Genomic DNA, 25641 nt, shown 5'->3' on the forward strand with positions numbered 1-25641 from the left:
CTGGCGCACACCAGCCTCAATTTAGCGTTGTTCAGGCGCAGTTAATCCAATTGTTTCGGAGGTAAGCGCTTCGAGCGCTACTTTGGCTGCCGCCTGCGAAGCCATGGTTTTTGAGGTACCGATACCAACGCCCAACAACGTCTCGCCAGCCCAAACCTCAATTGTCCAGGTGCGTTCGTGGTCGGGGCCAGTCACATTAACTTCACGGTAATTGGGCGTTAGATTGATCCGGCCTTGGACAAACTGTTGTAAGTCGGTCTTGTAATCTTGATTTTGGACTCCGCTGGCCTTAACCGATTTGAGCAAGGGCAGCACAAAATCACGGGCGGCAGGCCAGCCACCATCAAGCGCAATCGCCGCCAACAAGGCTTCAAAAGCATCGGCCAACAAATTATCGCGCTCACGAGCCTTGGCCCGTTCCTCGCCACGACTAATCTGCACATAACTCCCAAGATCAAAGCGCCGTGCAAGGCTCGCTAAGGTGCGGGTTTGCACCAACATCGCGCGCATTTTGGTGAGATCGCCCTCGCCAAGCTCAGGAAACTCGTGAAACAAAAAAGAACCACAAATAAAATTTAAAAGCGCATCGCCAAGAAACTCAAGCCGTTCGTTCGATTCTGAGCCAGCTTCTGGGTGTTCATGCACATACGAGCGATGCAGCAAGGCAGCCCGTAAAAACGCGACATCGTTGAAGGTATAGCCAAGTTCAGTTTGTAGTTTATTTAAATCCATAGCAGCAATGTTAAGCTACGCGAGCCAGCCGAATTGCAATAATCCAGCTAGCTCGCAGGGTTTTTAGGCTTCAAAAGCCTTGAACAACAGGCTAACGTTATGGCCGCCAAAGCCAAATGAATTGCTCATAAAGCTGGAGAATTGCGCTTGACGAGGTGTGTTCGGCACACAATCAATCTCACACTCTGGGTCGGGGGTGTGATAATTGATCGTGGCGGGGATCAGGCCTTCTTGCATGGCGCGAATGCCGATGACTGCTTCGATTGCGCCGCCAGCGCCCAAGGTATGGCCAATTTGCGATTTATTTGAGCTAATCGGCAATTTGGCAGTGTAATCGCCAAACACTTTTTTAATGGCCAAAGTTTCGGTACGGTCGTTGACGGGAGTAGAAGTACCGTGCGCGTTCAAATAGCCCAATTCGTGTGGCTCCAAGCCTGCGTGACGCAAAGCCATGCGCATGGCTTTGACCGCGCCTGAACCATCTTCGGCGGGCATTGTGATGTGATAGGCATCGGTGCTCACGCCATAGCCAACCAATTCGGCCAAAATGGTTGCGCCACGGCTAACCGCATGCTCATAATCTTCCAAAACCAGCACGCCAGAGCCTTCGCCCATCACAAAGCCATCGCGATCTTTATCGAATGGTCGTGAGGCGGTTGCAGGATCGTCGTTGCGGGTTGAAAGCGCGCGGGCGCTGGCAAAGGCACCGATCCCAATTTCGGTAATTGCGGCTTCGGTCCCGCCAGCCAAAATAACTTTGGCCTCGCCACGCCGAATCACGTGCCAAGCCTCGCCAATGGCGTTGCCCGAGGTGGCACAGGCTGAAACAGGGCAGAAATTCGGGCCACGTGCCCCAATTTCAATCGCCACAACCCCGCCCGCCATATCGACAATCATCATTGGAATCAAAAATGGCGTAATTCGGTCGGGACCTTTGGTATCCATCACGCGCAAATAGGTTGTAAAGTTATCGAGACCACCAACGCCACAACCAATGATGACCCCTACATCATCGGCATTTTCATCGGTAATAGTCAGATCGGCGCTGCGCAAGGCTTCTTTGGCTGCTGCCACTGCAAAATGGACAAAGCGCGAGTTGCGCCGTGCCTCTTTTTTATCCATATAGTTGGCGGCATCAAAGCCATGGACTTCTGCGGCAATCTGAGCACTAAAATTCGTTGGGTCGAATTGGGTAATTCGCCGAACTGCCGAACGTGCTTGGACAATGCCCTCCCACAAAGATGGCACGTCGAGGCCCAATGGGCTAATCGTGCCCAATCCTGTGACGACGACACGTCGATTCATAGCAAAACCTCCTAGTGCATAGCAAAGTGCCGCATCATTATAGCAGCAACTCCCTAAACCGACCGAGAGGCCAACCAAGCATGCTTGGCTGACCTCTCGCAGCAATCCAAAACAACAAACTTGGGCTAGAGTTGCTTGAGTAAATTGGCCATTTCGATCGCCGCAACCGCGCACTCAGCGCCTTTGTTGCCAGCCTTGGTGCCAGCCCGTTCAATCGCTTGCTCAATTGTGTCGGTGGTCAGCACGCCCAGCAACACCGGAATGCCTGTATCGTGCATGACTTTGGTTACGCCGCTCGAAACCGCATTGACCACAACTTCATAATGCGAGGTTGCGCCACGAATCACGGCTCCAAGGGTGATAATTGCATCGTGTTGGCCACGCTCGGCAATTTTCTTCACCACCAGCGGAATCTCATACGAGCCAGGGCACCACACCACGCTAATATCATCGTCGGCAACGCCATGGCGCTTGAGCGTATTGACCGCGCCTTCAAGCAAATTGCCGCCAATAAAATCGTTCCAGCGTGCAATCACGATTGCAATTCGCAAGCCTGTGCCGATCAAGTTGCCTTCAATCACGTTCATGCATAATCCTCAAGGCCAATTTAGCCATTCATTTCGAGCAAGGTTTCGCCATCGAGTACTTCGACGTTCGGGCGGGCTTTTGCCGATTTGCGTGCGCCTTCTTGCACCTTCAGCGGCGTAACAATCACGCCTTTGTGCCATTCTGGGTTGTCGCGCAAATCTTGATACAGCTCTTGGACTTGGCCTGGCTTGAGGGATTCGCTGATCGTACAGCGCACCAGCCAAAGCTCGGTGCTTTCGTTGCGCTCAAGATATAGATCAATCACATCTTTATCGAATTTGTAGTTTTTGAGCTTGAAGTTATTCGAGCGGAAAAGCTGGGCAACCCATGAGCCAAATTTTGGCAAGGTCAACGATTCCAAATCTTCGATGCTAACGACGCGGCCTGGGCGTTCGAGTTGGCCACCGCGCGAGGCCATTTCATCGCGCATTGCTTGGGTGCGCTCTTGGCCACGTCGCGCCATCACCGTGCCATAAGCAGGGAAGGGCAGCAACGTCATTGCAATCATCATCGCCACCGTCAAGAAGTTGCCTTGCTGGCTCGGAACTGGTTGGTTCGGGTCGTTCAAGCCTGGCTTGGCATTAAAGCCAAAAACAAGCACCGAGCCAATCAGCAAAGCAGTGACGCTCGCAATCAGCGAGAAAATCACGCCATGCACCAAGGCCCGACCTTGAATCTTACGGCCAAGATAAATCCCGCCGCCAATCGGAATCACCCCAGCCAAATAAATAACCCAGGAGAATGGTGCGAAAATGACCAAACACCAAACCACCCCAGTTAGCAAGCCAGCGATCCAGAGTTGTCGCCAAAGCAACGGCACTTTCGCCGCTTGGGGCTTAGAATCTTTCAGATCAGTTTTGGTTTCTTGAGATACAGGAGTTGCCATTGCAGCTACTATTCCTTTTCCATAAGTTCTTCGACAGCTTCGCGCAGCTTGCCAAGATCGCTAAATGAACGATAAACCGAGGCAAAACGGATGTAGGCTACCTCATCGAGTGAGCGTAAGCGCTCCATCACCTGTTCGCCGATGACCGAGCTAGGAACTTCTAGCGCATCGTAGGCAATCAGGGCGGCCTCGACTTCCGTTACCAACGTTTCAATTACATCGGCTGAGATAGGCCGTTTATAGGCCGCAACCCGTAAACCACGCAATAATTTCTCGCGGTCGTATGGCTCACGGTCGCCAGTTTTCTTAACGACCATGACATTGACAGATTCAACCCGTTCATAGGTTGTAAAACGGCGATCACAGTGTTTGCAGCGACGACGACGGCGGATTGTTTCACCATTATCAAGTTCGCGAGTATCGATCACTGCGCTTTCGCCAGGGCAATACGGGCAGCGCATAATTCCTCTTCAGCCTAGTTTAGTAGATTCATTATACCACGGCCCCATGAGCACCACGAATGATGCTTAGGCGATCGGTTCAACCAAATGTTGGCGATTCGCAGGCGCAGGGTATGGCTCAGGCCAATATTCAACCTGCTTGATAATCAGCCCATCCTGCATTGTAAAAAAGCTGATTGCCCGCGCCTGCACCTGGCCATCAGTGACCGAAACATCGCTACAAGCCTCAGTTTCGTTGGCAACCAAGCGATTGATCGTAAAGTGCCAAGCCCCAGCAGCAGGATATTCAGCATTGATTTGGGCAAAAGCAACTCTGCCACGAATCCGTTCATTCGATTGCGGCCAATCGAGCGTATAGTCGTCGTGCAACACCACGCCAACCGCCGTAAAATCATTGCTTTGCATCAATTGCCAAAATGTGCTGACAATTTCATAGGGATTGGGCATCGCATGCTTCTCCTAGAGTGCAGCCAAGGTGCGTTGGGCCACTGCTTCCCAACGACATTCACGCAGCACAAATTCACGGCCTGCTGCACCCATCGCAGCACTGAGTTCAGGCCGATCAAGCAAATAGCTCAGCGCGCTCGCCCATTCACGATAGCCTTGGCAGGGAATGCCGCCGCCGCTGCGCAGCACAAAATCGGTCGTCACCGGACAATCGGCGTTAACCAAGGCTGGGCGGCCTTGCAGCCAACTCTCCATCAGCACAATCGAAAAGCTTTCAATTGTCGAAAGTTGGCAAAAGACATTCGCCGCAGCATAAGCATCATACTTGGTTTGTGGCTCGACAAAGCCCAAATCCAATACCCACGGGTCTAAAATACTCGGCGCATTCAGCTCGCCAGCGCCAATCCGCACAAACCGCAGCGGGCGGCCTGTTTCAGCCTTCCACTCGCGAAAATAGGCCAACAATTGCGGCACATGTTTGCCCCAATCGGCGCGCCCAACATAGAGCAGAATTGGCTCATCGCCCAGCCCATAGTGTTGGCGAAAGCGCGCCGCATCGCCAACCCGCGCCAAATCAATGCCTTCGCCAGCAACGCTGGTTTTGGCTGGATCAAGCTCATACAGGCGTAAACCCAAATCGCGCTCAGGGCGGCTATTAAAAATAATCCCTTGCGCGCGCCGCAACATCTCGCGATAGGTCGAATAGTAGGCATATGGCTCATCGTGCAAGCAGGGAATATGGTAGGCGCGGCCTTGGGCCAAAAAGCTGCCCCAATACGATAAACCCATTGGATAGGGCATAAAGATGCAGCGCCGCTCACTATGCGCTAACAAATGTTCATACAAGCCATCGCTGTTGGGCAAACTTCCCAAGAGGTTAATTTCGTGGGCTGGATGGTCTGGCAAGCGCCGCCCAGAGCGGGCAGCCAAGCGCCGTACCACTGGCGGAATCCCCATCGCAGGCGCAGCCATAGGCCAACGCCGAATTGGTAAGCCATTCCAATGGCTCAAACCAGCAGGATAATGCGCAGCAGTCCGCTCGCCAAACGAATCGCGGCCCGTCGTCGTCCAAACTTCAATATCAGCACCTTGGGCATGGATGGCATGGGCCAGATCGCGGGCTTGATCTTCTGCTCCGCCACGGGTTTCGGGGCCAAACCATGGGGTCACAAGGGCTACAGGGCGTTGCGCTCTCATGCTTGCCGCTCGCGCTCAAGTTCAACCACCCTCGCCCGCAACAAGGCAATTTCGGCGCGTTGCTCGTCGATCGTCGTCACCACGCCATGCAACGTACGCACAATTGCGTCGTTGGCAGCATTTTGTTGCTCGGCAATCGGGTTGATATACCAGCGCAAATAGCGGCGCACCACTTTGTTGAGCGTAGCAATAACTTTTTGGGGCAAGGTTTCGCCGTGCAATGGCCAATGCACACTGACCACACGCGTCGCCTCAACCTCGGCCAACAAGCGCTTGAGATCAACATCGCTCAGGCGTGGCTCATTGGCTTGATCGGTTAAACCAGATGCGCGACGTTGGCGAATTCCATCACGGATTTCGGCCAAAATCGCGCCAACATCAATCGGGGCTGGTTGCTCTGCCATTGGTCTGCCTCATTCCAGAATGATTTCTGCGGGCAGTATAGCAGCAAATCTAGCCTCGTTTGGCATTAGAGGGTTTCGCCGCGTTCCAGCGTAGCAACAAAGTCGCGAATCCGTTTAGCACGCGTTTCTGGTTTTTTGGCGGTTTGGATGCGAAACAAAAATGAATAGCGTTGCGTTTGTTTAAGCGTAGCAAAGAAGTTGGCGGCGCTTGGGCTAGCATCAAGCGCTGCCTGAAAATCCTCAGGCACAGTCGAATTTTTGGGCGAATCATAGGCGGCATCCCAACGGCCATCGGCTTTGGCCCGTTCAACTTCGGCTTCGCCAGCAGCGTGCATTAGGCCAGCAGCGCTCAAGCGTTCAATATGATCACGGTTCACTTTCGACCAAGTGCTTTTTTTCGTCCGTGGGCTAAATTTTTGCAACCAAAACTGCTCATCGATTGGTTTGGCTTGGCCATCAATCCAACCAAAGCACAAGGCTTCATCCAAAGCCTCGGCGCGATTGACCGAAGCAATGCCAGTCGCTTTTTTGGCCAGTTTGAGCCAAACCCCAGTGCTGGCTGCATGTTCAGCCTCAAGCCAAGCCCGCCATTCCGCTTGATTGGCAAAACTCAGGGTTGGTAATTCGGCCTTCGTTTTATCGCTCATCACATACTCCTTAACATGCATCAACCACACTCCCATTATTTATCAGGATTGGGCAATCAAATCAAGTTAAAAAGTTTCGCCACGTTCGAGCATGGCAATAAAGTCGCCAATGCGTTTGGCACGGGTTTCTGGTTTTTTAGCGGTTTGGATGCGAAATAAAAATGAATAGCGGTTTGCCTGTTTGAGCGTGGCAAAGAAGCTAGCAGCCGTTGGGCTAGCATCAAGCGCTGCCTGAAAATCCTCAGGAATCGTGGCATTTTTGGGCGAATCGTAGGCCGCATCCCAACGGCCATCGGCTTTGGCCCGTTCAACCTCGGCCTCACCAGCAGCATGCATCAGGCCAGCAGCGCTCAAACGTTCAATATGATCACGATTGACTTTCGACCAAATGCTTTTTTTGCCCCGTGGCGTGAACTTTTGCAACCAATATTGCTCATCAAAGCTCTTTTTTTGGCCATCAATCCAGCCGTAACACAAGGCTTCATCAAGGGCTTGGGCATAATTAATTGATGCAATGCCGGTAGCTTTTTTGGCCAGTTTGAGCCAAATTCCGGCGCTGGTAGCATGTTCAACTGCGAGCCAAGCCCGCCATTCCGCTTGGTCGGCAAAACTCAGGGTTGGCAATTCGGCTTTTGGTTTCGCGCTCATCACACACTCCTTAAATACAATGACGTGCTCATGGAAGCATACAATCCATGAGCACGTCAACATCGCCTGAATGGTTTAGGGTTGAGCAATAAACTGATTGCTGAAAGAACTGCTTAATTCAACATCTTTGGCCAATACGCCTTGGCTGCGCAAAAAGCTATGGGTTGCTTCCCAGCTGGCCAAATCGGTATAGCCAAGCCCATATTTGGCGGTCAAATCGCTTTGCCAATAGCCAATCGTTTCGGCTAAAACTTTTTGTTGCAAGGCTTTGGTCGCGTCATCAGCAGCTTGCAATTCGGGAATTTCGGTCAAGCTGGCGCTAAATGCCTTATCTGGATCAGCCGCAACATCGCGCATGCCCAAGGCAGTTGCTTTGACGAAACCTTGCACCAAGGCTGGTTGGTCTTTAATCAAGCTTTCGCTCACAATAATGCCATCAGAAGTTAAAGCAAATGAATCCGAAACCCGAATCACATTCAATTTAACTCCGGCCTCGGCCAGTTGAATTGGCTCGTTATTGCCGTAGCCACTGGCAACTTGCACTTTATCTTCGCTCAACGCCTGCACTTGAGCAAAGCCAATTTCTTGAATCTGCAAATCGCTTTCTTGCAGCGAATTTGCATACATCAAGGCTAGCAAGCCAATGTACGAGGCTCCAAAACGGCCTGGAATGCCCACAGTTTTGCCTTTGAGATCGGCTGGGGTTTTGATATTCAGCTCGGCTTTGCTATAAAAAACCGTTGGCGTGCGTTGGCTGATCGTCGCAACATTGACAATTGGCAAGCCCTGCGCCCGCGCCAACAAAACCGAATCGCCGCCAGCCATGCCAAAATGCACCGAGCCATTGGCCACACGCTGCACCGAATCAGTTTCGTATTGATAATCGAAGGTTACATCCAAGCCTTCGGCTTCATAATAGCCTTGGGTTTTGGCCAAATAGAACGGTGCAAATTGAATATTTGGCACATATGGCATGGCAATCGTAACTTTGGTTAGCGGCTTGGCTTGATTATTTCCCCCAGTAGTAACCGCAGTATTTGCCACAGTTTGCCCGCCACAAGCCGTCAAAAAGAGTAGCCCAACAATCGCTAAGACACGACGATATTGCATTGAAAGCTCCACACACATCTATTCCCACGTGACCAAACGTCGTTCTAGCCACATTGCTAGCTGATAAAACCCAAACGTCAGCAAACCAAGCGTAAACAAGGCTGCAAAAATCAGCGGCGTATCGAATAAACCACGGGCGATGTTGATTAACGCGCCCAGCCCTTCGCGGCCACCAATAAACTCAGCGACCACTGCGCCAGTGGTCGCCAAGGCCAAACCGGTTTTGATGCCGCCGAAAATCCCTGGTAAGGCCAAGGGCAATTCAATTTGCCACAAGCTTTGCCAGCGATTTGCGCCGCTAATTGCCGCCATCTCGCGAATATCGCGCGGCACGCTACGCAAGGCCACAACCACACTGCTCAGCATTGGAAAGAAGGTTACCAAGGCAGCGACCAACAATTTAGCCCGCAAATCAGCGCCAACCCAAATCAAAATCAACGGCGCAACTGCCACAATCGGAATCGCCTGCACAATCGCCAATTGTGGCGAGACAATTCGATCAAGCCAATGCCAATTGGCCAAAACGTAGCCCAAAACCAAACTCGCAGCGAAGGCCAAGCCAAAACCACCCAAGGCTTCGGTCAAGGTGCGCAAAGTGTGTTGCAACAACGCGCCTTGGGTCAATTCCTGCCACCAGCGGCTAGCAACCGCCTCAGGCGTTGGTAGAACAAAAGCTGGGTATTGTTGCCAAGCAACCAAGCCACGCCATGCCAACAGCACCCCAAGCAGCGAAAGCCCAATCCACAAGCGGCTCGAACTAAGCCAGGTGCGGCGTTGCTTGCGGAGCAACGGAGCAGCGGGAGCTTCTACGACATACTTCATCCGGCCATAATCTTGTAACATACGTGACACCTAAAAACAAAAAACCCCAAAAGAATCAATCATCTCAGGGTCAATCAACACGTAGATGCATACACAAGCCAAACGTCGCTGCAACGAGACAGCACGCTTGAATTACGCAAATAACCCACAGCATTGTAGGTACACATACGTTGATCGATCTTCTTCCATCCGGACTTTGACCGTCGGCTCTGGATTCACACCAGCATCCTACCTTGCGGCTCGCGGGCTTATGTGGCTGAACCACCATCACCGCCGATAAGGAATTTCACCTAACCCTGAAGACCATAGTATTTAGTTACCTGTACCATAGCACTGAGTTTTGTAACTGTCAATACACTAACAGTCGGATGTGGAACCACGAAGCCCTCAAAGAGCACAAAGCTGCGCATTCACGATTCATACTAACAGTCCACAGAACCAATATTTGGGGGTACAGGGGGATGAAAACCCCCTGCGTCTCCCTTCGGCGGCGGGACGGAAGGGTGGCGAAACATAAATCCTGCTCCATGCAAATGGATGATCATAAACCTCGTTTAGGAGCATATAAAAAAGCAACTGCCATGTTTGGCAATTGCTTGTAAGCTAGCTTAAAAAACCAGCAGGGTTAGAATTCGATTTTTTCTTCAATCTCGCTCAGCATAATCCGCGCAAGCGCCAAATTGGCAGTCGGTTTGTTGAGCGCTAAGTATAAGAAGATACTAGGTTTCTTTTGCAAAATTCGAATCAGATGATATTGAGAACCCAAGGTGATCAAAATATCTTCAATCTGATCCTTCAATCCAAGCCGACTCATCACTTTCATTTTAGAACGTACTACTTCAGTGTTGCCTGCTGCAGCCAACTCTAAGTTTAGAGCGCTATTCCCGCCAGCAGTGCCAAGCGTCATGCCGCTGGTATAATCCACCAAAGCAACGCCTAACGCACCGTCGATGTTCATGGCCTCTTCGAGCGACTGTTTAATGTTATTCATACAACGTCCTTTTGTTCTACGCTCCAGACACAGAGGTATCATAGAAGGATTAAACTAGCCCGTCAAGAGCTAGCAGCAAATTCCATGGCTATCCATTTAGCCTGCTATCCACCAGCATAGCTAGTTGCTTGATTTAGCTGAAACGCTCCACAACATGCAATTGCCCAGTTTGGGTGCGCCAGACTTCGAGCCACGGTTCGGCTTCAGCATAGGTGCATAGAACCAGTTGTTGTTGCAACAATTCGGGCCAGTCGCCATCGGGCCAAACCATATGCCAACCACCAAGCGAAGCAACTGCATCTTCACGATACAGGGGGTGTTGCGCTTGATACAGCGTTTCATAGCCATCAACTAATTCGCGATCCGCAACATCATCAGCCCCAATCCAACTCTGATCATCCCGAAATGAATCAATCCATTGTTGAATCGTTGCTGAGCCAAAGTGCAAAACTGCATCTAATGGCGGCAAACTGGTTGCTGGCTGCACATATAAGGCCTGCATTGTTGCTAATTGTTCTTTAGTAAGTGATAACGAGCTAAGTTTGACTGAATGATTCGATTCAGCAGCATATTCAATGATTAAGGACGTTGATTCAGTCAACATTGGCAAATAGGCACAATCAACAATCAGCACTGGGCCTGATTTAGCATTTAATTCGCCCCAATAGCCAGCAATCGGCTGATCGGGGGTGCTTGGCTCGGTTGTTAACATCATCCAGGGACGAATTAAAACTTGTGCTTCAGCCACCAGAGTTGCTAAATCCATATAACCCCCTCTTGCTTTTATCATTCAACCCGTCTAATCCTAGCTCTAAATTACATCCTGCACAAGCCTTATTTTGCGGCCAGCAAACTAGTTGCAAATTGAGGTTGAACCCCATTGAAAAACCAAGCACGTAGGCTACAATAAGCTCAATCATTCTGTAAGAGAGAATATATGGCACCGCAATTAACCAAATCAGAAGCTTATGCAGTCTTGCAGGTCTTAGAATTTGATGCCGATTACCGCCAATTAACCAAGCCTCTGCAATGGCATCAAATGATGTTGCAATGGAATTGGGACGGTAATTTAGAACCAATTTGGTGGATTATTCAGCAACCAAATTGCGATTTTGGCACTGCCTTATTAATTTTTTGGCGGGCAAATGCTGGCTATTATTATCAATATCCTAATCGTGAAGCCCTCATCGCCGACCGAGGTAATCCCGCAATCTACGATTTACTTAAACAGATCGAATTAAATTATTTGAATGGCTTTTATCAAAACCAAGCCTTTGGCTATGATCCCACCAATGAGGATGGCGACGATTTTACTCAAGATTATGTTGAGCAGCGCCAGCAAGCCATTCCTGAAGGCATGGTACGGCCAAGCCCAGGCCCAATTATCAAGTATCAAGCGTTAATGCAGTCGACGATTCGCCCATTAACCAGCCAAGAAGCCAAGCGAGTTGCCAAAAAGCTGAGTCAAGCGTGGCAGATACTGACAGCGTTTAATCCGCAATTTACGCCCCAATCAGCAAGTCCTGTCATCGTGCAAGCAATCGCCGAGTGTGTCGAGCAGTTTCGTCAAAGCCTCTCAATCACCCAAAAAATCTCGCATCGCCAACCAATTCTCGCCCTTGGATGGCTTTGGGCCGAGCAGCTTTGCCAAGCCTATGCTTGGACTTGGGCTTGTCGTAGCTCACGCATCACCCGCTCGATTGGCGTAATCAGCCCCGATAAGGACTTTATGCATTTTCCACCAAATCTAATCAGCTATCTGGTAAAAGTGCGCAGAGAGCAGAATCAAATCTATCCCTTATTTGAACGCTTAGCAACGATTGAAGCGACAAGCGACTTCCGCGATGCTTATAGTTCTGGCTGGCTTTCCCGCACAGCATCACTTGAGTAAATTCAAACCAGCGATTGAGGCACGCGCGCCAAACTATGCTATGCTCAGACGTATGCGAAGCATAGGCGAGAGGCAATCAATGCAAACACCCCAATTAAGCTGGCGTTTTGGGGAACATGCTGAGCAACATTCAACCCTCAGCATGTTCTACCACCATCAAACAAGGCTTTACCCTTTGTATCAGGGTGAGGCCAATCAGCTCGTGGTTTGGGTTGATGCGGCAGCCTGCTTGCAGCTAAATTTCAAGCAAACGAGCATAATGCCGCATAGGATCAAGCGTTTCGATCACTATCTGATATTAGTGCCGCTGCTTGATTGCAGCCCTTGGCAAGCTCAATTTGGGCTGGCAAGCATGACACTCAATGATTATGTTCATTTAAAAGTACCGCCAATCGTCATTGCAGCAGCCCAATGGACTGAATTATGGCGCAGTTTAGGCCAAACAGACGATTATTTGGCAACGCTTGAGCCAATATCCAGCACCGAACTGACATGGTTGTGGTTGCTTGGCAGCCAAATTCCACCAGCCGCGCAATCAAACCAACAATTTGCAAGCTACGCCAAGCATGTCAGCAGCGCAATCGTTGCCCAAGAACCAGAAACTACGCCATCGATCGGCGAGTTGGTTCAGGCACTTTTAGCAGGCAAGCAGGCCTTTAGCCAAACTTCCACCCAGCTGCAAAACCTTGATGGACAGCAGATCACTGGTTATTGGCTCGATCAGCAGCAAGTGCATGAATGGAATGCGTTATGGCAAGTCCATAAGCAGCAATTTTTCTTGCTGGCAGGGCTGGCGATTGCATTATTGAATCCTTATGCAAGCTTGTTGCAAGCCAAAGGCACGCCATTAACTGCTTTGATGATTAATGAGATTGGCCTGCAACGTGCAGATGCGCTGCATGCCATCGAACTAATTCGGGCAATGCACAAGCCGATTTTGGGCGGCGATGTCTATCGTCAAACCAACCACCAGATTGACCCAACCTACGACAACTGGAGCATTGATGCTGGCCTAAGCCACAGCGTGGATGCACAGCACAGTTGGGAGGCAGCTCGCAACTACATCGAGCGCTATTCAAACCCTAAGAATGAAACGCTGCTATTTGTGTTTGTGCTTGGCAACAAATAACAAGCACCTGAGATAGGTATTATGGATAACGAATTAACGCGGCCTGCACTTCCCAAGCCAATTCCCATTCCGCTACCGCATCAATTCGCTTGAATGCGCAATTACGCGCAGCTTGCTAGAGGCAAGTTTAAGCTATGCACTACCTTTTTTGCTTGCTGATCCTGATTATCAAGCCCGCTATCCAAGCAGCATCCTTGATGTTTATCTGTTTGTGGTTGCCGCCAGCGATTTGTTTTGGCGCACCGATAAACTCTTGCAAATTATCGATGGCGAAGTCAGTAGCCTTGAAGATTTTGGTTTTTTCTAGCCAAACCAAGGGTTTACATACGAACAAGCGTGCTTTGACAAGCGGTCATGAGATCGGCTACACTGCATCCATCCGCTACAACGAGGCTGATAATGGATGAATTTGAGTTAATTCCACAGCAGGGCAATAATCCTCTTGCGCCCAATTTCACCAACGTCATGAAGCAACGCAGTGTTGTCGCCGACCAGATTTCGGCGCAGCATAGTTTCATCGAATATCGCCTGCGCCAACGCCCGCAAACAATTCGCCGCCACAATACCGATTTGAAAATTTTTGCCGATTTTCTAGCTAGCATTGGCATTGTGATTCCAGTTGATGAACATGAAGTGCCAATTCTCGCCACCGAGCCAGCTGCTTGGGCCGAAATGAGCGTTGGCATCGTCACAACCTTTCGCACCTGGATGCTGAATGAAGGCTATGCGCTTGGCTCAGTTAATATTCGGCTTAGCACCGTGCGGCTCTATTGTCGCTTGGCGCATCAAGCTGGGGTTTTGAGCCTTGAGGCGTGGAGCCGCATCCATACGGTCGAGGGTTATCGCCGCCGCGAAGGCGATGGGATCGATGCCCAACGTGAAGCCACCGAAACTCCAACCCGGCTTTCAACCAAAAAAGCTGCGCCTCACATCTTAGATCAAAGTCAAATTCGCGAACTCAAACGGGCTGCCCGCACCAATCCGCAAAATCGCACGCCTGAGGTTGGCTGGCGCGATTATCTGATCGTCTGTTTGCTGGTCGATTTGGGCATGCGCTGCGGTGAAGTTGTGGTGCTCAAGTGGGCGCATATCCAAGGCAAAGTTTTGCTGGTGGATCGACCAAAAGTTGATAAAGTGCAAAAACATCGGCTGATTGGCGATACCGCCAAAGCCCTGCGCGAATATCAAAAAGTAATTGCTCAACCAGCCAATCCCCAAACCGCGCTCTTGGCGGCGTTTGATCACAAAGGCAATCAAATTGGGTTTGGCATTTCTGAGCGGGCAATTCACAAACGCATCGTGCAGCTTGGCAAATTAATTGGCATTAACAACCTTGCGCCGCATGATTTGCGCCATTCGTGGGCGACCCGCGTAGCCCAAACCAACATTCCGGTGCAAGCTCTACGCGATGCAGGCGGCTGGACCAACCTCAATACGCCCAACCGCTACATTGCCCAACAGGCGATTGCCAATGACGGCGTAAGCTTATTGAGCGACGATGGCGCGCTTGACGATGATGATGAAGCCTAATTGCCACTTGCAGCTTTACCTGTTTGGGTTATGATGAACAGCAATTGAGTTTGGCTTGTGGAGTACCATTCAGCGTGGATAGCTTAATTCTGGCCTCGGCCTCACCACGACGGCATGATTTGTTAAGTAGTTTGGGCCTGTCGTTTATAATTGAGGCAAATGATGGGGAAGAGCGCCAAGATCAGGTTCCTCCGGCGATTGTGGAGCAACTTCCAGCCTTCGATTTAGGCCTCGCCAGTCACCCAACCTTGTTAGCGTGGCGTAAAGCCCAAGCCGCCCGCGAAACGAATCAGCAAGCAGTGATTCTTGCAGCTGATACAATTGTGGTGATTGATCGGATGATCTTGGGCAAGCCACGTGATCCGGCTCATGCTTATGAATTGCTGCGCCGCCTTGCCGGACGTTGGCATACTGTTTATACCGGAGTTGTGGTGCTACCCGCCGCCTCCGAACAGCCGTTATGTGAATTGGTCGTCGCCCAGGTACATTTAGCGCCGCTCAGCGATGCTGAGATTTGGGACTACATCGCAACTGGCGAGCCAATGGATAAAGCTGGTGCTTATGGAGTCCAAGGCATTGGCGGACGGCTGGTCGAAGAGGTTCAAGGCAGTTTTACAACCGTTGTTGGGCTACCGCTTCCAACGACCGCCAGTTTGTTGAGCCAAGCGGGAATTGCAATTCCCTATAGCGTTGAGCAAGCATGGCAGCGTTGGCGTGCTACATTAGCAAAGGAACCACTATGTATGCAACAGTCAAAGTGCTGATGGTCGATGATCACCCGTTGTTCCGCCAAGGGGTGCGCTGGGCGCTGTCAAGCGAACGCGATATTAAGATCATTGGCGAGGGTTCTAGTGCCGAAGAAGGCTTGGTCTTAATTTCTGAGCATGAGCCAGATGTAGTGCTAACCGATTTGAACTTACCCAACATGGATGGCTTGGAATTTACCCGCACCATTCGCCGCCAATACCCGAATATTGGCGTGGTGATGTTGAGCGTTTATGAAAGCGATGAGCATGCCTTCAATGCCTTGCGCGCCGGAGCCGCCGCCTATTATTCCAAGGAAATTAGCCCCAAAACCTTGGCAACGGTCTTGCGACGAGTGGCGCGTGGCGAATATGTGATTAACGATGTGATGTTTGAAGATCCACGGGTTGCTGATCGGATTTTGACTCAGTTCCGTGGTTTGCAAACGGGCATTGTGGCCGAGCCAGACCTTGATATTAGCTTATTCTCACCGTTGAGCGACCGAGAAATTGAGGTTTTGGAGCATATTGCCAGCGGCGCAACCAACAAAGATATTGCCGATGCGCTCAAAATTAGCACCCAAACCGTCAAAAACCATATTTCATCGATTTTGCGCAAGCTTTCGTTGAATGATCGAACGCAAGCGGTGTTGTATGCGCTGCGCCGAGGCTGGATCGAAACCCCAGCAACCTTGTTGGAAAGCATTGAACGCCGTGGCTCGCAGGCACTGAATTTTAATAATGCAGATGATGACGACGAATGAAACGAGTAACAGTCATTCTTAATCCAATGGCAGGCAATGCCCATCAACGTCGTGCAATTGCCAAAGGTATCACCGAATGGCGCAGTAACCAAGGTTGGCAAGTTCGGCTGCGCGAAACCCGTCGCGCAGGCGATGCAACCACATTTGCCCGCGAAGAAGCCAAACGCAACGATCTCATTGTGGCGGCTGGTGGCGATGGAACGATCAACGAGGTCATGAATGGCCTCGTTGGCACCGATACCGCTTTGGGAGCGCTGCCAGTTGGCACGGGCAACGTCTGGGTGCGCGAATTGCATCAATCGCTCAATCCGTTGCATGCAGCCCGTCAATTAGCCGATGGCCATGTCGAACTGGTTGATGTTGGCCAAGCCAATGAGCGTTATTTTTTGCTGATGGCTGGGATTGGCCTCGATGCGGCGATTACCCGCGAAGTACGTTCTGCTGATAAAAAACGCTTAGGCCGCTTGGCCTATGTGATCAAAAGTTTGCCAGTGCTTTGGCGCTTACGCGGCACCCGCACCCGCATCAGCCTTGATGGTGAGCCACTCAAGGGCAATGCGCTGTTTGTGCTGATTAGCAATTCACGGCTGTATGGCGGCGTACTCAACATTGCCTATCGGGCAGCCATGCGCGATGGAATGCTTGATGTTTGTACGATGATGGGCGATAGTGCCCTCGATGCCCCCAAATTGCTTGCGGGAATTTTGTTCCGCGGCTATGGGATGATCCAAGGCTTAGAATATCGCCAAGCTCGTGAGATCGAGATTGCGTGCTCCAAGCCTTTGCCAATTCAAGTCGATGGTGATGCAATTGGCACCACTCCCATGACCTTTCGGGTCGTTCCGCAAGCGCTACGCGTGCTTTTACCGCGTACCACTGAAATCAACTAACCCTGTAGATGAGGTTCTGTGTGAGACGTTCGTTCTATTTGCTGATCGTGCTTTGTTTGTTGGCCGCCTGTAGTGAAGCAGGCTCAGCCCTGCCAACCATGGAGGCCCTCCCCACCACTGAAGCTCAACCAGCAGTCGATGAAACCCAAGCTACCCAAATTGTGGTCGAAAACCAAAGCAATGTTCCCGGCAAATTGCTCTTCGTGCGGGTCGAAAATGGCTCAGGCGATATTTGGGTCCACGAAGGCACCGAGGCTCGGCGCATCACCACATCACACAAAAAATATCAGCCAAGTTGGTCGCCAGATGGCAGCCAAATTGCCTACATTCAACGCGAAGAAAGCTTCGCCGATATTTGGGTGATGAATGCCAATGGCTCCAACAAACAGCAGGTAACCAATAACGAACCAGCGGGAATTCCAGCCCGTTCCGAGGATCACGTCCAAAGCATTCGCTGGGCCTTCTACCCGCGTTGGTCGCCAGATGGCCAGTTTCTTAGCTATGTCTCGCAGGCCCAAACTCCACGTAGCGTCGGCGGCGATTCGTACCAAGAGTATCCGCTTTCGCTCTATATTTATGGTACGCGCCGCATTGGCAGTGGCGATTTTCCAACTGCCAGCTTTCAACGCTTTGTCCAAGCAGATACCGATTTGAGCCACCCAACCTGGTCTGCCGATGGTTCGATGATTGTCTACAGTCAGGCCGAGCGTTGTTTTGGCTGCGAAGTGGCCGACATTCAACTTGGCTATGCGGTGCTTGATCTCCCAGGTGGCAATGACGAGTACGGCGTACTGCAAGGGCCAAACGACGATACATTTAAAGGTGCGCTTGACCCAGCGTTCTCGCCTGATGGCAGATGGTTGGCCTTCACCAAGAGCGAAAATGGCTATAGCGATATTTTTATTGTGCCCGCTCCCGATGCGACTGGCAAAGTTAGCAGTGCGCCGATTAAACTCACCAGCACTGGCCGTTCGCGCCAAGCTACATGGTCGCCTGATGGCAGTAAATTGGCCTTTTTCACGATCAACGATCAGGTAACCCTTTCGATTGCCGATCTCTCGATTCAAGGCAATACGCCTAGCCTCGGCCAGCCAGTCGATATTCGGCGCGACCTGTTTGATGTCGATTCAGGGATGGCATGGGCTAAATAAGGCCCATCCACCAAGGAGCAACGAAGCCCATGGATTTTGCGATTCCCAGCCAAATTGCCGCAATGCGTGAGCAAATTAGCCAATTTTTGGTTGAAAAGGTCTATCCCAACGAGCAAGCATGGTTCGATTACGACGAAAAAGCCTATCCTGCTTGCTCAGAAGACCACCCTGAGATTCGGCAATTGCAAGCAGAGGTCAAAGAATTAGGCTTGTGGGCGGGCCATCTGCCACGCGAGGCTGGCGGCATGGGCTTATCGATTATGGAATATGGGCTGCTCAACGAAATTATCGGGCGCTCGTATTTTGCGCCGCGCATTTTTGGCTCGAACGCCCCCGATAGTGGCAATGCCGAAATTCTTTGGCACTATGGCACGCCAGCCCAGCACGAACAATTTTTCTGGCCCTTGCAGCAAGCAGCAGTCCGCTCGTTTTTCAGCATGACCGAGCCTGAGGTCAGCGGAGCCGACCCAACTTTGCTCGAAACCAGCGCCGAACTGATCGATGATCACTGGGTGATCAACGGGCGCAAATGGTATAGCACCAATGCCAATGGCGCTGGCTTTGGCATCGTTATGGCCAAAACCGATCCCGATGCGCCAACCCATTTGCGCTATAGCCAAATTATTGTGCCTGCCGATACGCCAGGCTTGACCTTGGTGCGGCCAATCTCGGTGATGGGCCATACGACTGGCGGCGGCCATTGGGAAATTGAATATACCAATGTGCGTGTGCCTGCCGAAAACCTGCTTGGCAAGCGCGGGTCGGGCTTTGCAATTGCCCAAACTCGCCTCGGCCCAGGCCGCATTCACCATTGTATGCGCTGGCTTGGCCAAGCCCAACGCGCCTTCGATTTGATGTGCGAGTATAGCACCAAGCGGGTGGCATTTGGCGGGCCGTTGGCCGATAAGCAAATAGTGCAACATTGGATTGCCGAAAGTGCTGCTGAAATTCAAGCAGCGCGCTTGAGTGTGCTCCACGCCGCATGGCAAATTGATCAAGCAGGGGCCAAATCAGCCAGAATTGACATCTCACTGATTAAATTTAGCGTTGCGGCAATGCTCATGAATGTGCTTGATCGGGCGATTCAAGTTCATGGCGGTTTAGGGGTTTCCGACGATACGCCGCTGGCCTTTATGTGGCGACAAGGCCGAGCATCGCGCATTTACGATGGGCCAGATGAAGTGCACAAAATGGTTGTCGCCCGTGAAATCTTAAAACGCTATGGCTATCCTGAGCGCAACGTCTAAGTCTGTAGTCTTCCGAGGTACAACCCCATGGATACGATTCAAGTTCGGCCTGATGAACAGCTCAATGAATCAGCCTTGGCCGATTATTTATACGATAAGTTGCCTGGTGCCAGCCAAGCGTTAACCGTGCGCCAGTTTGGTGGCGGCGCTGCGAATTTGACCTATCTGCTTGATTATGGTCATTATGAATATGTGCTGCGTCGCCCGCCACTTGGCCCAGTTGCCCCGTCGGCTCACGATATGGGCCGCGAATATCGGGTCTTATCGCAATTGCACCCGGCCTTTGCGCAGGCTCCGCAAACTTTTTTATTCTGCAACGAACCTGAAATTATTGGCGCGCCATTTTTTATTATGGAACGTCGCCATGGCACGGTTGTGCGGCGCGAATTGCCGCTCCAATTCAATACGCCCGAGGCTCCACGGGCGCTCAGTTTGGCGCTCGTCGATACGCTGGCCGATTTGCACGCCGTCGATTATGCAGCCATCGGCTTAGGCCACATCGGCAAGCCCGATGGCTTCATCTTACGTCAAGTTGTTGGTTGGTATGAGCGTTGGAACAACGCCAAGTCCGATGATCTGCCAGCAATGGAAAATGTTTATGCCTGGCTGTGCGAGCAGCAACCGCCAGCCTCAAGCCCAACCCTCGTTCACAACGATTACAAGCTTGATAATGTAATGTTTCGCCAAAACGATCCTAGCCAATTAATTGCTGTTTTTGATTGGGATATGTGTACGTTGGGCGAGCCATTGGCCGATTTGGGCACGTTGCTTTGCTACTGGAGCCAGCCCGATGATCCGCCAGCCTTGCAAGCAGTCGCCATGATGCCAACCGACGAGCGTTTTGCCAGCCGCGCTGAACTTATTGCGCGCTATGCTGAGCGCTCAGGCCGCGATGTCAGCCATATTCGCTATTATCATGTACTTGGGTTATATCGTTTGGTTGTCATTTTGGCCCAAATTTATGCGCGCTATCAACGCGGCCAAACCAAGGATGCCCGCTTTGCCCAATTTGGCGCAGTTATTCCAATTATGGCCCAAGCTGCCGCCGATCTCACCAAATAAAGAGCACTTAATTAAGCAGCACAGAGCCTACTTCTGCTTTCGTAAGAAGCAGGCTCTGTGCGCGATCACGAAATCTCAATCATAAGCACCTTCAATACTTGGTCAGGGCTACTCTGCAAGCCTTGCTGCCAATAAGAATCATATTCAGCTAAGATCTGTTGCAACTCGATTAAACGTGCTTTATGTTTCCGTCGATCATTACCATCGAGCAAATTAGTAGCTTCTGCTGCTCTTTGTTGCATAAAACCAGCAAGCCATGCTGCCGATTGCCATTGCTTTTGCCCAAGATAACATTCTGTCAACTCTAAAATAGCACGCAGGCTATGGGCGATAAATTCGTGCTGGAAAGCTAATTTAATTGCTTGAAGAATTAATGATTGGGCCTGGATATATGCTGCTTGTTGGCGCAACGCCCAGGCTTTTTGAATCGTAATATGGCAAATAAAATAGGGATCACCAATAACATAGCTATTGGTTAGGGCTTGCTCATAATAGGCATTTGCTTGAGTACATTGATTTAATTGGGTCAAACTATCTGCAAGATTTGTACAGATCATGGCAATACCGCGTTTATTTTGGAGCTGCTGATGAATATCTAGTCCTTGTTGATAGTAATCGTGTGCCTGCTGATAGTTACACGTATCACATGCCAACAAGCCTAAACTATTTAGAATATTTGCTGCCATATGATGATCATTTACTTGTCGCGCTAATACCAACGATTCTTCTAAATCATTTTGCGATTGTTGATATTGCTCAAGGCTACGGCGGATTTCGCCAAGGTTACTTAATATTGCTGCCAAATCACGATGTTTATCAAAGTGGCGAGCCAGCTGAATCGCTTCAGTAAAAGCTTGGGCTGCTTGTTCAAATAAACCTTCGCGTTTATACAGCAAACCAATACTATTTAATAAACCCATTGCCAAATCATCATGCTGTTCTTGACGAGCGATTGTTAATCCTTGGGTTAAATAGTGCTCTGCTTGCTGAAAATTGCCTTGATTGCGCATAAACGTGCTTAACCCACGTAACATCATAATATGATGGGTTGGCGTAATCTTTTCTCCGTGAGCAAGAATTTGCTGAATCCAATAACTTCCTTCTTGAGCCATATCCGCTCGATTCCAAAAATTCCACAGCATAGCGCCTAAATGGGCTGCACTTGCAAGCGTTCCCCATTTAAGGCTATAGCCAATTGCGGCGCGAATATTGGGATAATTAGCTTGAAATTTCTGCATCCAGTGTTGTTGGGCTGAGCCTGTTAATTCATGAACATGATGCTGAACAAACATTCGATAATAATCAGTATGCGCTGTATAGTAGTGTTGGCTATCAGCTCGTTGATTTAATTGATCTTGGGCATATTCGCGGATTGTTTCCAAGAAATAAAAACGTTGTTCAGTTTTTTGATGCTGAAGCAGATGTTTTTGCACCAAGCTTAATAACAATAATTCAATTGCTGATTGTTCAGCACTAGCACAAATTGCAGTAGCTGCTGGCAGATCAAAGCTGCCAACAAAAACTGATAATTGGACAAATAGCGCTTGTTCTTGAGGTGTAAGTAAAACATAGCTCCATTCGATAACTCCATGCAAGGTTTGGTGGCGGGCTGGTACATCGCGTAGCCCACTATTGATAAAACTCAAGCGTTGGCTTAACCGCTCAAGTAAATTTGTTAATGAAAACAAGCTGATTCGGCTGGCAGCCAGCTCAATTGCCAACGCCAAACCATCAAGCCGTTGGCAAATTTGGGCAATCGTTGCTAGTTCAGCATCGTTATACGCAATCGTTGCTTGTAGCGCTTGAGCACGGGCGAGAAAAAGATTAACTGCTGGTTGTTGGCTCAACATGAATTGTTGCGAAAGTTCAACGCTAAATGGCAGTAATTCAAAACGTTGCTCAGCATACACATTCAACGCTTCGCGGCTGGTCGTCATTAGCTTTAATTGTGGTGCATGGGCTAAGAGATCGGTCACAATTGGCGCAGCATCAAGTAGTTGCTCAAAATTATCGAGAATAAGCAAAAGTTGTTTATCATACAGAAAATCTTTGAGCTGTTTGAGTAACGGTAATTGATTACTAGTTTTAATCGCTAAAGATTGAATAATTGTCTGTATTAATAGCTCAGGATCGCGCAAAGCAGCTACATGCACAACATGCACGCCATGATGAAAGAGCGGCAACCATTGCATGGCACTTTGGAGCACTAAACGGGTTTTGCCAACCCCACCAACGCCTAAAACGCTAATTAAGCGAATATGCGGCTGACGGAGAAGCTGCCACAAGGTTTGTTGCTCGTTTTCGCGGCCAATAAAGGCATTCAGCGGCGCAGGAATATTGGTATAGCTAATTGGTGGTACAACCAACGAGGTTGGCTCAGGCGTTGGCACACTTGGTACATTTGGCGTTGGCAACGCAAAACGATACCCTAAATCGGCCTCGGCCAGAATATAGCGTGGCGGTTTATCGCCCAATTTCTCGCGCAAACGGCCAATCGCTACATGCAACAAATAGCTACTATCACGTTCATAATTATCGCCCCAAACATGCCGCAAAAGCTGACGATGGCTCAGCACATGATTGCGATTGAGCACCAACAACTCCAACAAACCCCACTCTTTGCGCCCAAGCCGCACATACACTCCCGCCCGCTTGACTCGCTGCTCAGTCAAATTAATCTCAAGTTCATCTATCGTAATGATTGAATCGACAGCCATATGCACCTTCCCTGCATTCGCCATGGGGAGACCCTCGCAAAATGTTCGGCATCATGTTAGCCGATGTTGGCTGAAATGTTAGCAGCCACGCCTACGCTAAACCTGTTTATTCGCGATCAACAAAGAAGTTATTGCGATAACCAATCACCTGCCCAAATACTAGTTCAAATCAACCTGCAGTTGCTACAATGTGCAAGAACAATACGTCTACGATGCTAATTGCAAGCGTAGCGTTTGCATCGCCAATGGCCAAACAATTGTGTATTATGACTACTAGATAAATGTTAGCCTAAACGTTAGTCCAATGTTGGTTCGGATGTTAGTCGGTCGGTCTATGATTGTTCCATCAACTGTTTTATTGATGGAGCAATCGTTATGTCACACGCAACAAGCCCAGCCCTCGCTAGCAAACCCAAAGCCCTGCCAATCGCTGCAATTGTGATGTTGGTTGGTAGCTTGATTATGGTTGTTGGGCTTTTTCTACCCTACGTTTCGAGCAACGCCGACAGCAGCATCAACGTGAGCGTCATCGATGTGCTCAAAGAAGAGAGTGATTTAGTGCAATCTGGGGCGAAAGTGCTCTATGCGCTCATTGCAGGCTCGGTTGGGCTAAGCCTCTTGTTGAGCGCTCTGGCATTAACTGGCAAAAAAGTGTGGGGCTGGTTGGCAGTTATCTTGAGTTTTATTATTGCTGGTTTCAATGGTTTAATGGCATTGATGCCCAACGAAGGCAAATCGGTGCAAATTGATAGTGCAGCAACCGTGATTGCTGGTGCAGCGCTAGTAGTCTTTGCTGCAAGCATTGGCTTTTTAATTCGCAAAAAACCAGTTAATCAAGCTTAAAACCTCCAGCAGCCAAGACAATCAAGAGCGCATGATCAACCCTGATCATGCGCTCTTTGTTTGAGCCAAAGACCCAATAACTAGCAACAATTAGGCTTCGTCTTCTTCTTCATCAGGCTGCTCAGTCACCATTTGCTCACGCAAAAATGTGGCTTGCTCCAAAATCACCAGATCCATCGTTGTTTGATCTTTGATATCAATCCAACGCATCAAGGCCGAAACAAATAATTCCTTCAAATAGGCGAATGAAAAACCGTCGGTAGCCTCAGCTGCCTGTTGAATTCCTAGCTCAGTGAGTTGGGTTGAGCTATGCAGCGCGGTATTCCATTGTTGAATGTAGGCCATCCGCTCAGCCAATTCAGGCAAACTAAAGTAATATTTACGATCAAAGCGGCTGGGGCGGTTCATAATCGCTGGGTCAATCGCCTCAGGATGGTTGGTCGTCGCCAGTAACACAACCCCTTGATTTGCATTAAAACCATCAACTTCGTTCAAAAAGAAGGCTCGATTGGTATCGTTAATCAACGAATCTAAATCTTCGAGCACCACAATACAGGGAGCACTACGCCGCGCCCGATCAAACACCGCCCGAATATTGGCGTTATTGGTCGAATATTGGGCATCGAAGCTTTTAACATACAAACATGGGTACTCCAAGGCATTCAACAACCCTTTGATCATATGGGTTTTGCCGTTGCCAGGCGGGCCAACCAAAATGATCCCGCGTTTCCAAGCAATATTGTAGTGTTCGTAGGTGGTTTTACTTTCAAAAAAGCGCTGCAAATCGCGAAAAATATCGTGTTTGAGCGTTCCAGGCAAAATCAAATTATCGAGCGAGGCATTTTTAATCGCATAGTATAATTCTTGGCTTTTCTCCCAACTGCCTTCATCGAACACCATAATTTCATCGCGAATTTCGGTGTTCCAATCGCAGACTGCACTGAAAAACGTTTCGACGGCTGCTTGTGAAGCGCCAATCAACCATTGCAGACTATAGGTTGTGCCATAAGCTGTCCACGAAAGCAGCAGCAAATCAAAGCTCTGGTCTTGCCAACTAATGGTTTGCCAAGCGTTTTCCAACGAACGAGCAATCTCACCACCTTCCTCACCCCGTAACCAGGTATAGTTAATTTGTGGGTAAGGGTGTTGATGGGTTTGAACCTCACACAAGCCCGCCCCAGCATAGCTACGCACATCAAAATCGCAGTCTCCAGTTTGGAGAATGCCTTGATCCGGGTAATGCGCGGCTAATTGCTGACTCACCATATAGGTCAGCGATTGGCTCGACAACTGCAACGCCTCATTAATATAGGTTTCTTTATTCAAGGGAGCATTCTCCTGTAGGCTAAAAACTCGCGGTTGATAGCTCAAGTATAATCAACCCGTTGACAATGGTTGTCACAAGGCGTAAATGTGGCAGTTTTGAACTGGACGAG

General features: G+C 49.9%; 27 protein-coding genes and 1 riboswitch. Of the genes, 11 read left to right on the forward strand and 16 right to left on the reverse strand.

The annotated features are described in order from the left end of the window. Positions 1–21: 21 nt before the first annotated feature. The 14 genes from rnc to JOD20_RS24155 form a co-directional block, all read right to left on the reverse strand. A complete protein-coding gene (gene rnc / locus JOD20_RS24090; RefSeq protein ID WP_204757726.1) occupies positions 22–732 on the reverse strand; it encodes a ribonuclease III in 711 nt (236 codons plus the stop codon). A gap of 63 nt (positions 733–795) precedes the next feature. Next, positions 796–2037, reverse strand: coding sequence for a beta-ketoacyl-ACP synthase II (fabF, locus tag JOD20_RS24095; protein ID WP_204757727.1), 1242 nt, complete (start codon positions 2035–2037; stop codon positions 796–798). 125 nt (positions 2038–2162) lie between these two features. After that, a complete protein-coding gene (gene ribH / locus JOD20_RS24100; protein ID WP_204757728.1) occupies positions 2163–2624 on the reverse strand; it encodes a 6,7-dimethyl-8-ribityllumazine synthase in 462 nt (153 codons plus the stop codon). 20 nt (positions 2625–2644) lie between these two features. Beyond that, positions 2645–3511, reverse strand: coding sequence for a restriction endonuclease (locus JOD20_RS24105; RefSeq protein ID WP_204757729.1), 867 nt, complete (start codon positions 3509–3511; stop codon positions 2645–2647). A gap of 8 nt (positions 3512–3519) precedes the next feature. Further along, complete coding sequence (nrdR, locus tag JOD20_RS24110; protein WP_054533243.1) at positions 3520–3972, reverse strand: transcriptional regulator NrdR; 453 nt, start codon at positions 3970–3972, stop codon at positions 3520–3522. Between the two features lie 66 nt (positions 3973–4038). Next, positions 4039–4419, reverse strand: coding sequence for a nuclear transport factor 2 family protein (locus JOD20_RS24115; protein ID WP_204757730.1), 381 nt, complete (start codon positions 4417–4419; stop codon positions 4039–4041). Positions 4420–4431: 12 nt separating this feature from the next. After that, complete coding sequence (locus tag JOD20_RS24120) at positions 4432–5616, reverse strand: glycosyltransferase family 4 protein (RefSeq protein WP_204757731.1); 1185 nt, start codon at positions 5614–5616, stop codon at positions 4432–4434. Next, positions 5613–6020, reverse strand: a complete 408-nt coding sequence (locus JOD20_RS24125; RefSeq protein ID WP_204757732.1) for a hypothetical protein — start codon at positions 6018–6020, stop codon at positions 5613–5615. The genes JOD20_RS24120 and JOD20_RS24125 overlap by 4 nt, the downstream gene beginning before the upstream one ends. Positions 6021–6085: 65 nt before the next feature. Then, positions 6086–6667 (reverse strand): YdeI/OmpD-associated family protein, encoded by a 582-nt coding sequence (locus JOD20_RS24130; protein WP_239584049.1) that lies wholly within the window; start codon positions 6665–6667, stop codon positions 6086–6088. A gap of 66 nt (positions 6668–6733) precedes the next feature. After that, positions 6734–7315: a YdeI/OmpD-associated family protein gene (locus JOD20_RS24135; RefSeq protein ID WP_239584050.1), complete on the reverse strand. Its 582-nt coding sequence runs from the start codon at positions 7313–7315 to the stop codon at positions 6734–6736. A 75-nt stretch (positions 7316–7390) separates the two neighbouring features. Then, a complete protein-coding gene (locus JOD20_RS24140; protein ID WP_204757735.1) occupies positions 7391–8425 on the reverse strand; it encodes an ABC transporter substrate-binding protein in 1035 nt (344 codons plus the stop codon). Between the two features lie 18 nt (positions 8426–8443). Then, complete coding sequence (locus JOD20_RS24145) at positions 8444–9268, reverse strand: ABC transporter permease (RefSeq protein WP_204757736.1); 825 nt, start codon at positions 9266–9268, stop codon at positions 8444–8446. A gap of 152 nt (positions 9269–9420) precedes the next feature. Further along, positions 9421–9555: riboswitch (FMN riboswitch) on the reverse strand. A gap of 317 nt (positions 9556–9872) precedes the next feature. Then, positions 9873–10238, reverse strand: coding sequence for a hypothetical protein (locus tag JOD20_RS24150; protein ID WP_054533236.1), 366 nt, complete (start codon positions 10236–10238; stop codon positions 9873–9875). A 133-nt stretch (positions 10239–10371) separates the two neighbouring features. Beyond that, complete coding sequence (locus tag JOD20_RS24155) at positions 10372–11004, reverse strand: hypothetical protein (RefSeq protein WP_204757737.1); 633 nt, start codon at positions 11002–11004, stop codon at positions 10372–10374. Between the two features lie 171 nt (positions 11005–11175). On the opposite strand from JOD20_RS24155, the gene JOD20_RS24160 reads away from it, so the two are divergent. The 10 genes from JOD20_RS24160 (at position 11176) to JOD20_RS24205 (ending at position 20645) form a co-directional block, all read left to right on the forward strand. Continuing rightward, positions 11176–12129: a DUF4274 domain-containing protein gene (locus JOD20_RS24160; protein WP_204757738.1), complete on the forward strand. Its 954-nt coding sequence runs from the start codon at positions 11176–11178 to the stop codon at positions 12127–12129. A 259-nt stretch (positions 12130–12388) separates the two neighbouring features. After that, positions 12389–13258: an Imm40 family immunity protein gene (imm40, locus tag JOD20_RS24165; protein ID WP_204757739.1), complete on the forward strand. Its 870-nt coding sequence runs from the start codon at positions 12389–12391 to the stop codon at positions 13256–13258. A gap of 148 nt (positions 13259–13406) precedes the next feature. Beyond that, positions 13407–13565 (forward strand): hypothetical protein, encoded by a 159-nt coding sequence (locus tag JOD20_RS24170; RefSeq protein WP_204757740.1) that lies wholly within the window; start codon positions 13407–13409, stop codon positions 13563–13565. A 92-nt stretch (positions 13566–13657) separates the two neighbouring features. Then, positions 13658–14788 (forward strand): tyrosine-type recombinase/integrase, encoded by a 1131-nt coding sequence (locus JOD20_RS24175; protein ID WP_239584051.1) that lies wholly within the window; start codon positions 13658–13660, stop codon positions 14786–14788. Positions 14789–14862: 74 nt separating this feature from the next. Then, the gene (locus tag JOD20_RS24180) at positions 14863–15552 is read left to right on the forward strand and encodes a Maf family nucleotide pyrophosphatase (protein ID WP_204757741.1); all 690 of its coding nucleotides are present in this window, start codon (positions 14863–14865) and stop codon (positions 15550–15552) included. Next, positions 15528–16295: a response regulator gene (locus JOD20_RS24185; RefSeq protein WP_204757742.1), complete on the forward strand. Its 768-nt coding sequence runs from the start codon at positions 15528–15530 to the stop codon at positions 16293–16295. Before JOD20_RS24180 ends, JOD20_RS24185 begins: the two co-directional genes overlap by 25 nt. Then, entirely contained in the window at positions 16292–17185 is an 894-nt protein-coding gene (locus tag JOD20_RS24190; protein WP_204757743.1) for a diacylglycerol/lipid kinase family protein, read from the forward strand. The genes JOD20_RS24185 and JOD20_RS24190 overlap by 4 nt, the downstream gene beginning before the upstream one ends. A 20-nt stretch (positions 17186–17205) precedes the next feature. Then, positions 17206–18336, forward strand: coding sequence for a DPP IV N-terminal domain-containing protein (locus tag JOD20_RS24195; RefSeq protein WP_204757744.1), 1131 nt, complete (start codon positions 17206–17208; stop codon positions 18334–18336). 29 nt (positions 18337–18365) lie between these two features. Beyond that, positions 18366–19583 carry an acyl-CoA dehydrogenase family protein gene (locus tag JOD20_RS24200; RefSeq protein ID WP_204757745.1) on the forward strand — a complete coding sequence of 406 codons (1218 nt, stop codon included), beginning with the start codon at positions 18366–18368 and terminating at the stop codon, positions 19581–19583. 27 nt (positions 19584–19610) lie between these two features. Then, positions 19611–20645, forward strand: a complete 1035-nt coding sequence (locus JOD20_RS24205; RefSeq protein ID WP_204757746.1) for a phosphotransferase family protein — start codon at positions 19611–19613, stop codon at positions 20643–20645. 65 nt (positions 20646–20710) lie between these two features. On the opposite strand, the gene JOD20_RS24210 is transcribed toward JOD20_RS24205, so the two are convergent. Then, the gene (locus JOD20_RS24210; protein WP_204757747.1) at positions 20711–23362 is read right to left on the reverse strand and encodes an ATP-binding protein; all 2652 of its coding nucleotides are present in this window, start codon (positions 23360–23362) and stop codon (positions 20711–20713) included. Positions 23363–23737: 375 nt separating this feature from the next. Between JOD20_RS24210 and JOD20_RS24215 the strand changes: the two genes are divergently transcribed. Then, a complete protein-coding gene (locus tag JOD20_RS24215) occupies positions 23738–24205 on the forward strand; it encodes a hypothetical protein (RefSeq protein WP_204757748.1) in 468 nt (155 codons plus the stop codon). Between the two features lie 90 nt (positions 24206–24295). Here JOD20_RS24215 and JOD20_RS24220 read toward each other — a convergent pair whose 3' ends face one another. Beyond that, positions 24296–25531, reverse strand: a complete 1236-nt coding sequence (locus JOD20_RS24220) for an AAA family ATPase (protein ID WP_204757749.1) — start codon at positions 25529–25531, stop codon at positions 24296–24298. Between the last annotated feature and the right edge of the window lie 110 nt (positions 25532–25641).

It is taken from the genome of Herpetosiphon giganteus (assembly GCF_016907925.1).
Lineage (GTDB): Bacteria > Chloroflexota > Chloroflexia > Chloroflexales > Herpetosiphonaceae > Herpetosiphon > Herpetosiphon giganteus.

What these genes read in the sequence shown, in the direction of transcription:
- JOD20_RS24105 (WP_204757729.1), bottom strand. Translation starts at nt 3,511, where the DNA reads ATGGCAACTCCTGTATCTCAAGAAACCAAAACTGATCTGAAAGATTCT.
- JOD20_RS24160 (WP_204757738.1), top strand. Translation starts at nt 11,176, where the DNA reads ATGGCACCGCAATTAACCAAATCAGAAGCTTATGCAGTCTTGCAGGTC.
- nrdR (WP_054533243.1), bottom strand. Translation starts at nt 3,972, where the DNA reads ATGCGCTGCCCGTATTGCCCTGGCGAAAGCGCAGTGATCGATACTCGC.
- JOD20_RS24145 (WP_204757736.1), bottom strand. Translation starts at nt 9,268, where the DNA reads ATGTTACAAGATTATGGCCGGATGAAGTATGTCGTAGAAGCTCCCGCT.
- JOD20_RS24130 (WP_239584049.1), bottom strand. Translation starts at nt 6,667, where the DNA reads ATGAGCGATAAAACGAAGGCCGAATTACCAACCCTGAGTTTTGCCAAT.
- JOD20_RS24175 (WP_239584051.1), top strand. Translation starts at nt 13,658, where the DNA reads ATGGATGAATTTGAGTTAATTCCACAGCAGGGCAATAATCCTCTTGCG.
- rnc (WP_204757726.1), bottom strand. Translation starts at nt 732, where the DNA reads ATGGATTTAAATAAACTACAAACTGAACTTGGCTATACCTTCAACGAT.
- JOD20_RS24125 (WP_204757732.1), bottom strand. Translation starts at nt 6,020, where the DNA reads ATGGCAGAGCAACCAGCCCCGATTGATGTTGGCGCGATTTTGGCCGAA.
- JOD20_RS24185 (WP_204757742.1), top strand. Translation starts at nt 15,528, where the DNA reads ATGTATGCAACAGTCAAAGTGCTGATGGTCGATGATCACCCGTTGTTC.
- fabF (WP_204757727.1), bottom strand. Translation starts at nt 2,037, where the DNA reads ATGAATCGACGTGTCGTCGTCACAGGATTGGGCACGATTAGCCCATTG.
- JOD20_RS24205 (WP_204757746.1), top strand. Translation starts at nt 19,611, where the DNA reads ATGGATACGATTCAAGTTCGGCCTGATGAACAGCTCAATGAATCAGCC.
- JOD20_RS24215 (WP_204757748.1), top strand. Translation starts at nt 23,738, where the DNA reads ATGTCACACGCAACAAGCCCAGCCCTCGCTAGCAAACCCAAAGCCCTG.
- ribH (WP_204757728.1), bottom strand. Translation starts at nt 2,624, where the DNA reads ATGAACGTGATTGAAGGCAACTTGATCGGCACAGGCTTGCGAATTGCA.
- JOD20_RS24140 (WP_204757735.1), bottom strand. Translation starts at nt 8,425, where the DNA reads ATGCAATATCGTCGTGTCTTAGCGATTGTTGGGCTACTCTTTTTGACG.
- JOD20_RS24210 (WP_204757747.1), bottom strand. Translation starts at nt 23,362, where the DNA reads ATGGCTGTCGATTCAATCATTACGATAGATGAACTTGAGATTAATTTG.
- JOD20_RS24120 (WP_204757731.1), bottom strand. Translation starts at nt 5,616, where the DNA reads ATGAGAGCGCAACGCCCTGTAGCCCTTGTGACCCCATGGTTTGGCCCC.
- JOD20_RS24115 (WP_204757730.1), bottom strand. Translation starts at nt 4,419, where the DNA reads ATGCCCAATCCCTATGAAATTGTCAGCACATTTTGGCAATTGATGCAA.
- JOD20_RS24135 (WP_239584050.1), bottom strand. Translation starts at nt 7,315, where the DNA reads ATGAGCGCGAAACCAAAAGCCGAATTGCCAACCCTGAGTTTTGCCGAC.
- JOD20_RS24155 (WP_204757737.1), bottom strand. Translation starts at nt 11,004, where the DNA reads ATGGATTTAGCAACTCTGGTGGCTGAAGCACAAGTTTTAATTCGTCCC.
- imm40 (WP_204757739.1), top strand. Translation starts at nt 12,389, where the DNA reads ATGCCGCATAGGATCAAGCGTTTCGATCACTATCTGATATTAGTGCCG.
- JOD20_RS24200 (WP_204757745.1), top strand. Translation starts at nt 18,366, where the DNA reads ATGGATTTTGCGATTCCCAGCCAAATTGCCGCAATGCGTGAGCAAATT.
- JOD20_RS24150 (WP_054533236.1), bottom strand. Translation starts at nt 10,238, where the DNA reads ATGAATAACATTAAACAGTCGCTCGAAGAGGCCATGAACATCGACGGT.
- JOD20_RS24190 (WP_204757743.1), top strand. Translation starts at nt 16,292, where the DNA reads ATGAAACGAGTAACAGTCATTCTTAATCCAATGGCAGGCAATGCCCAT.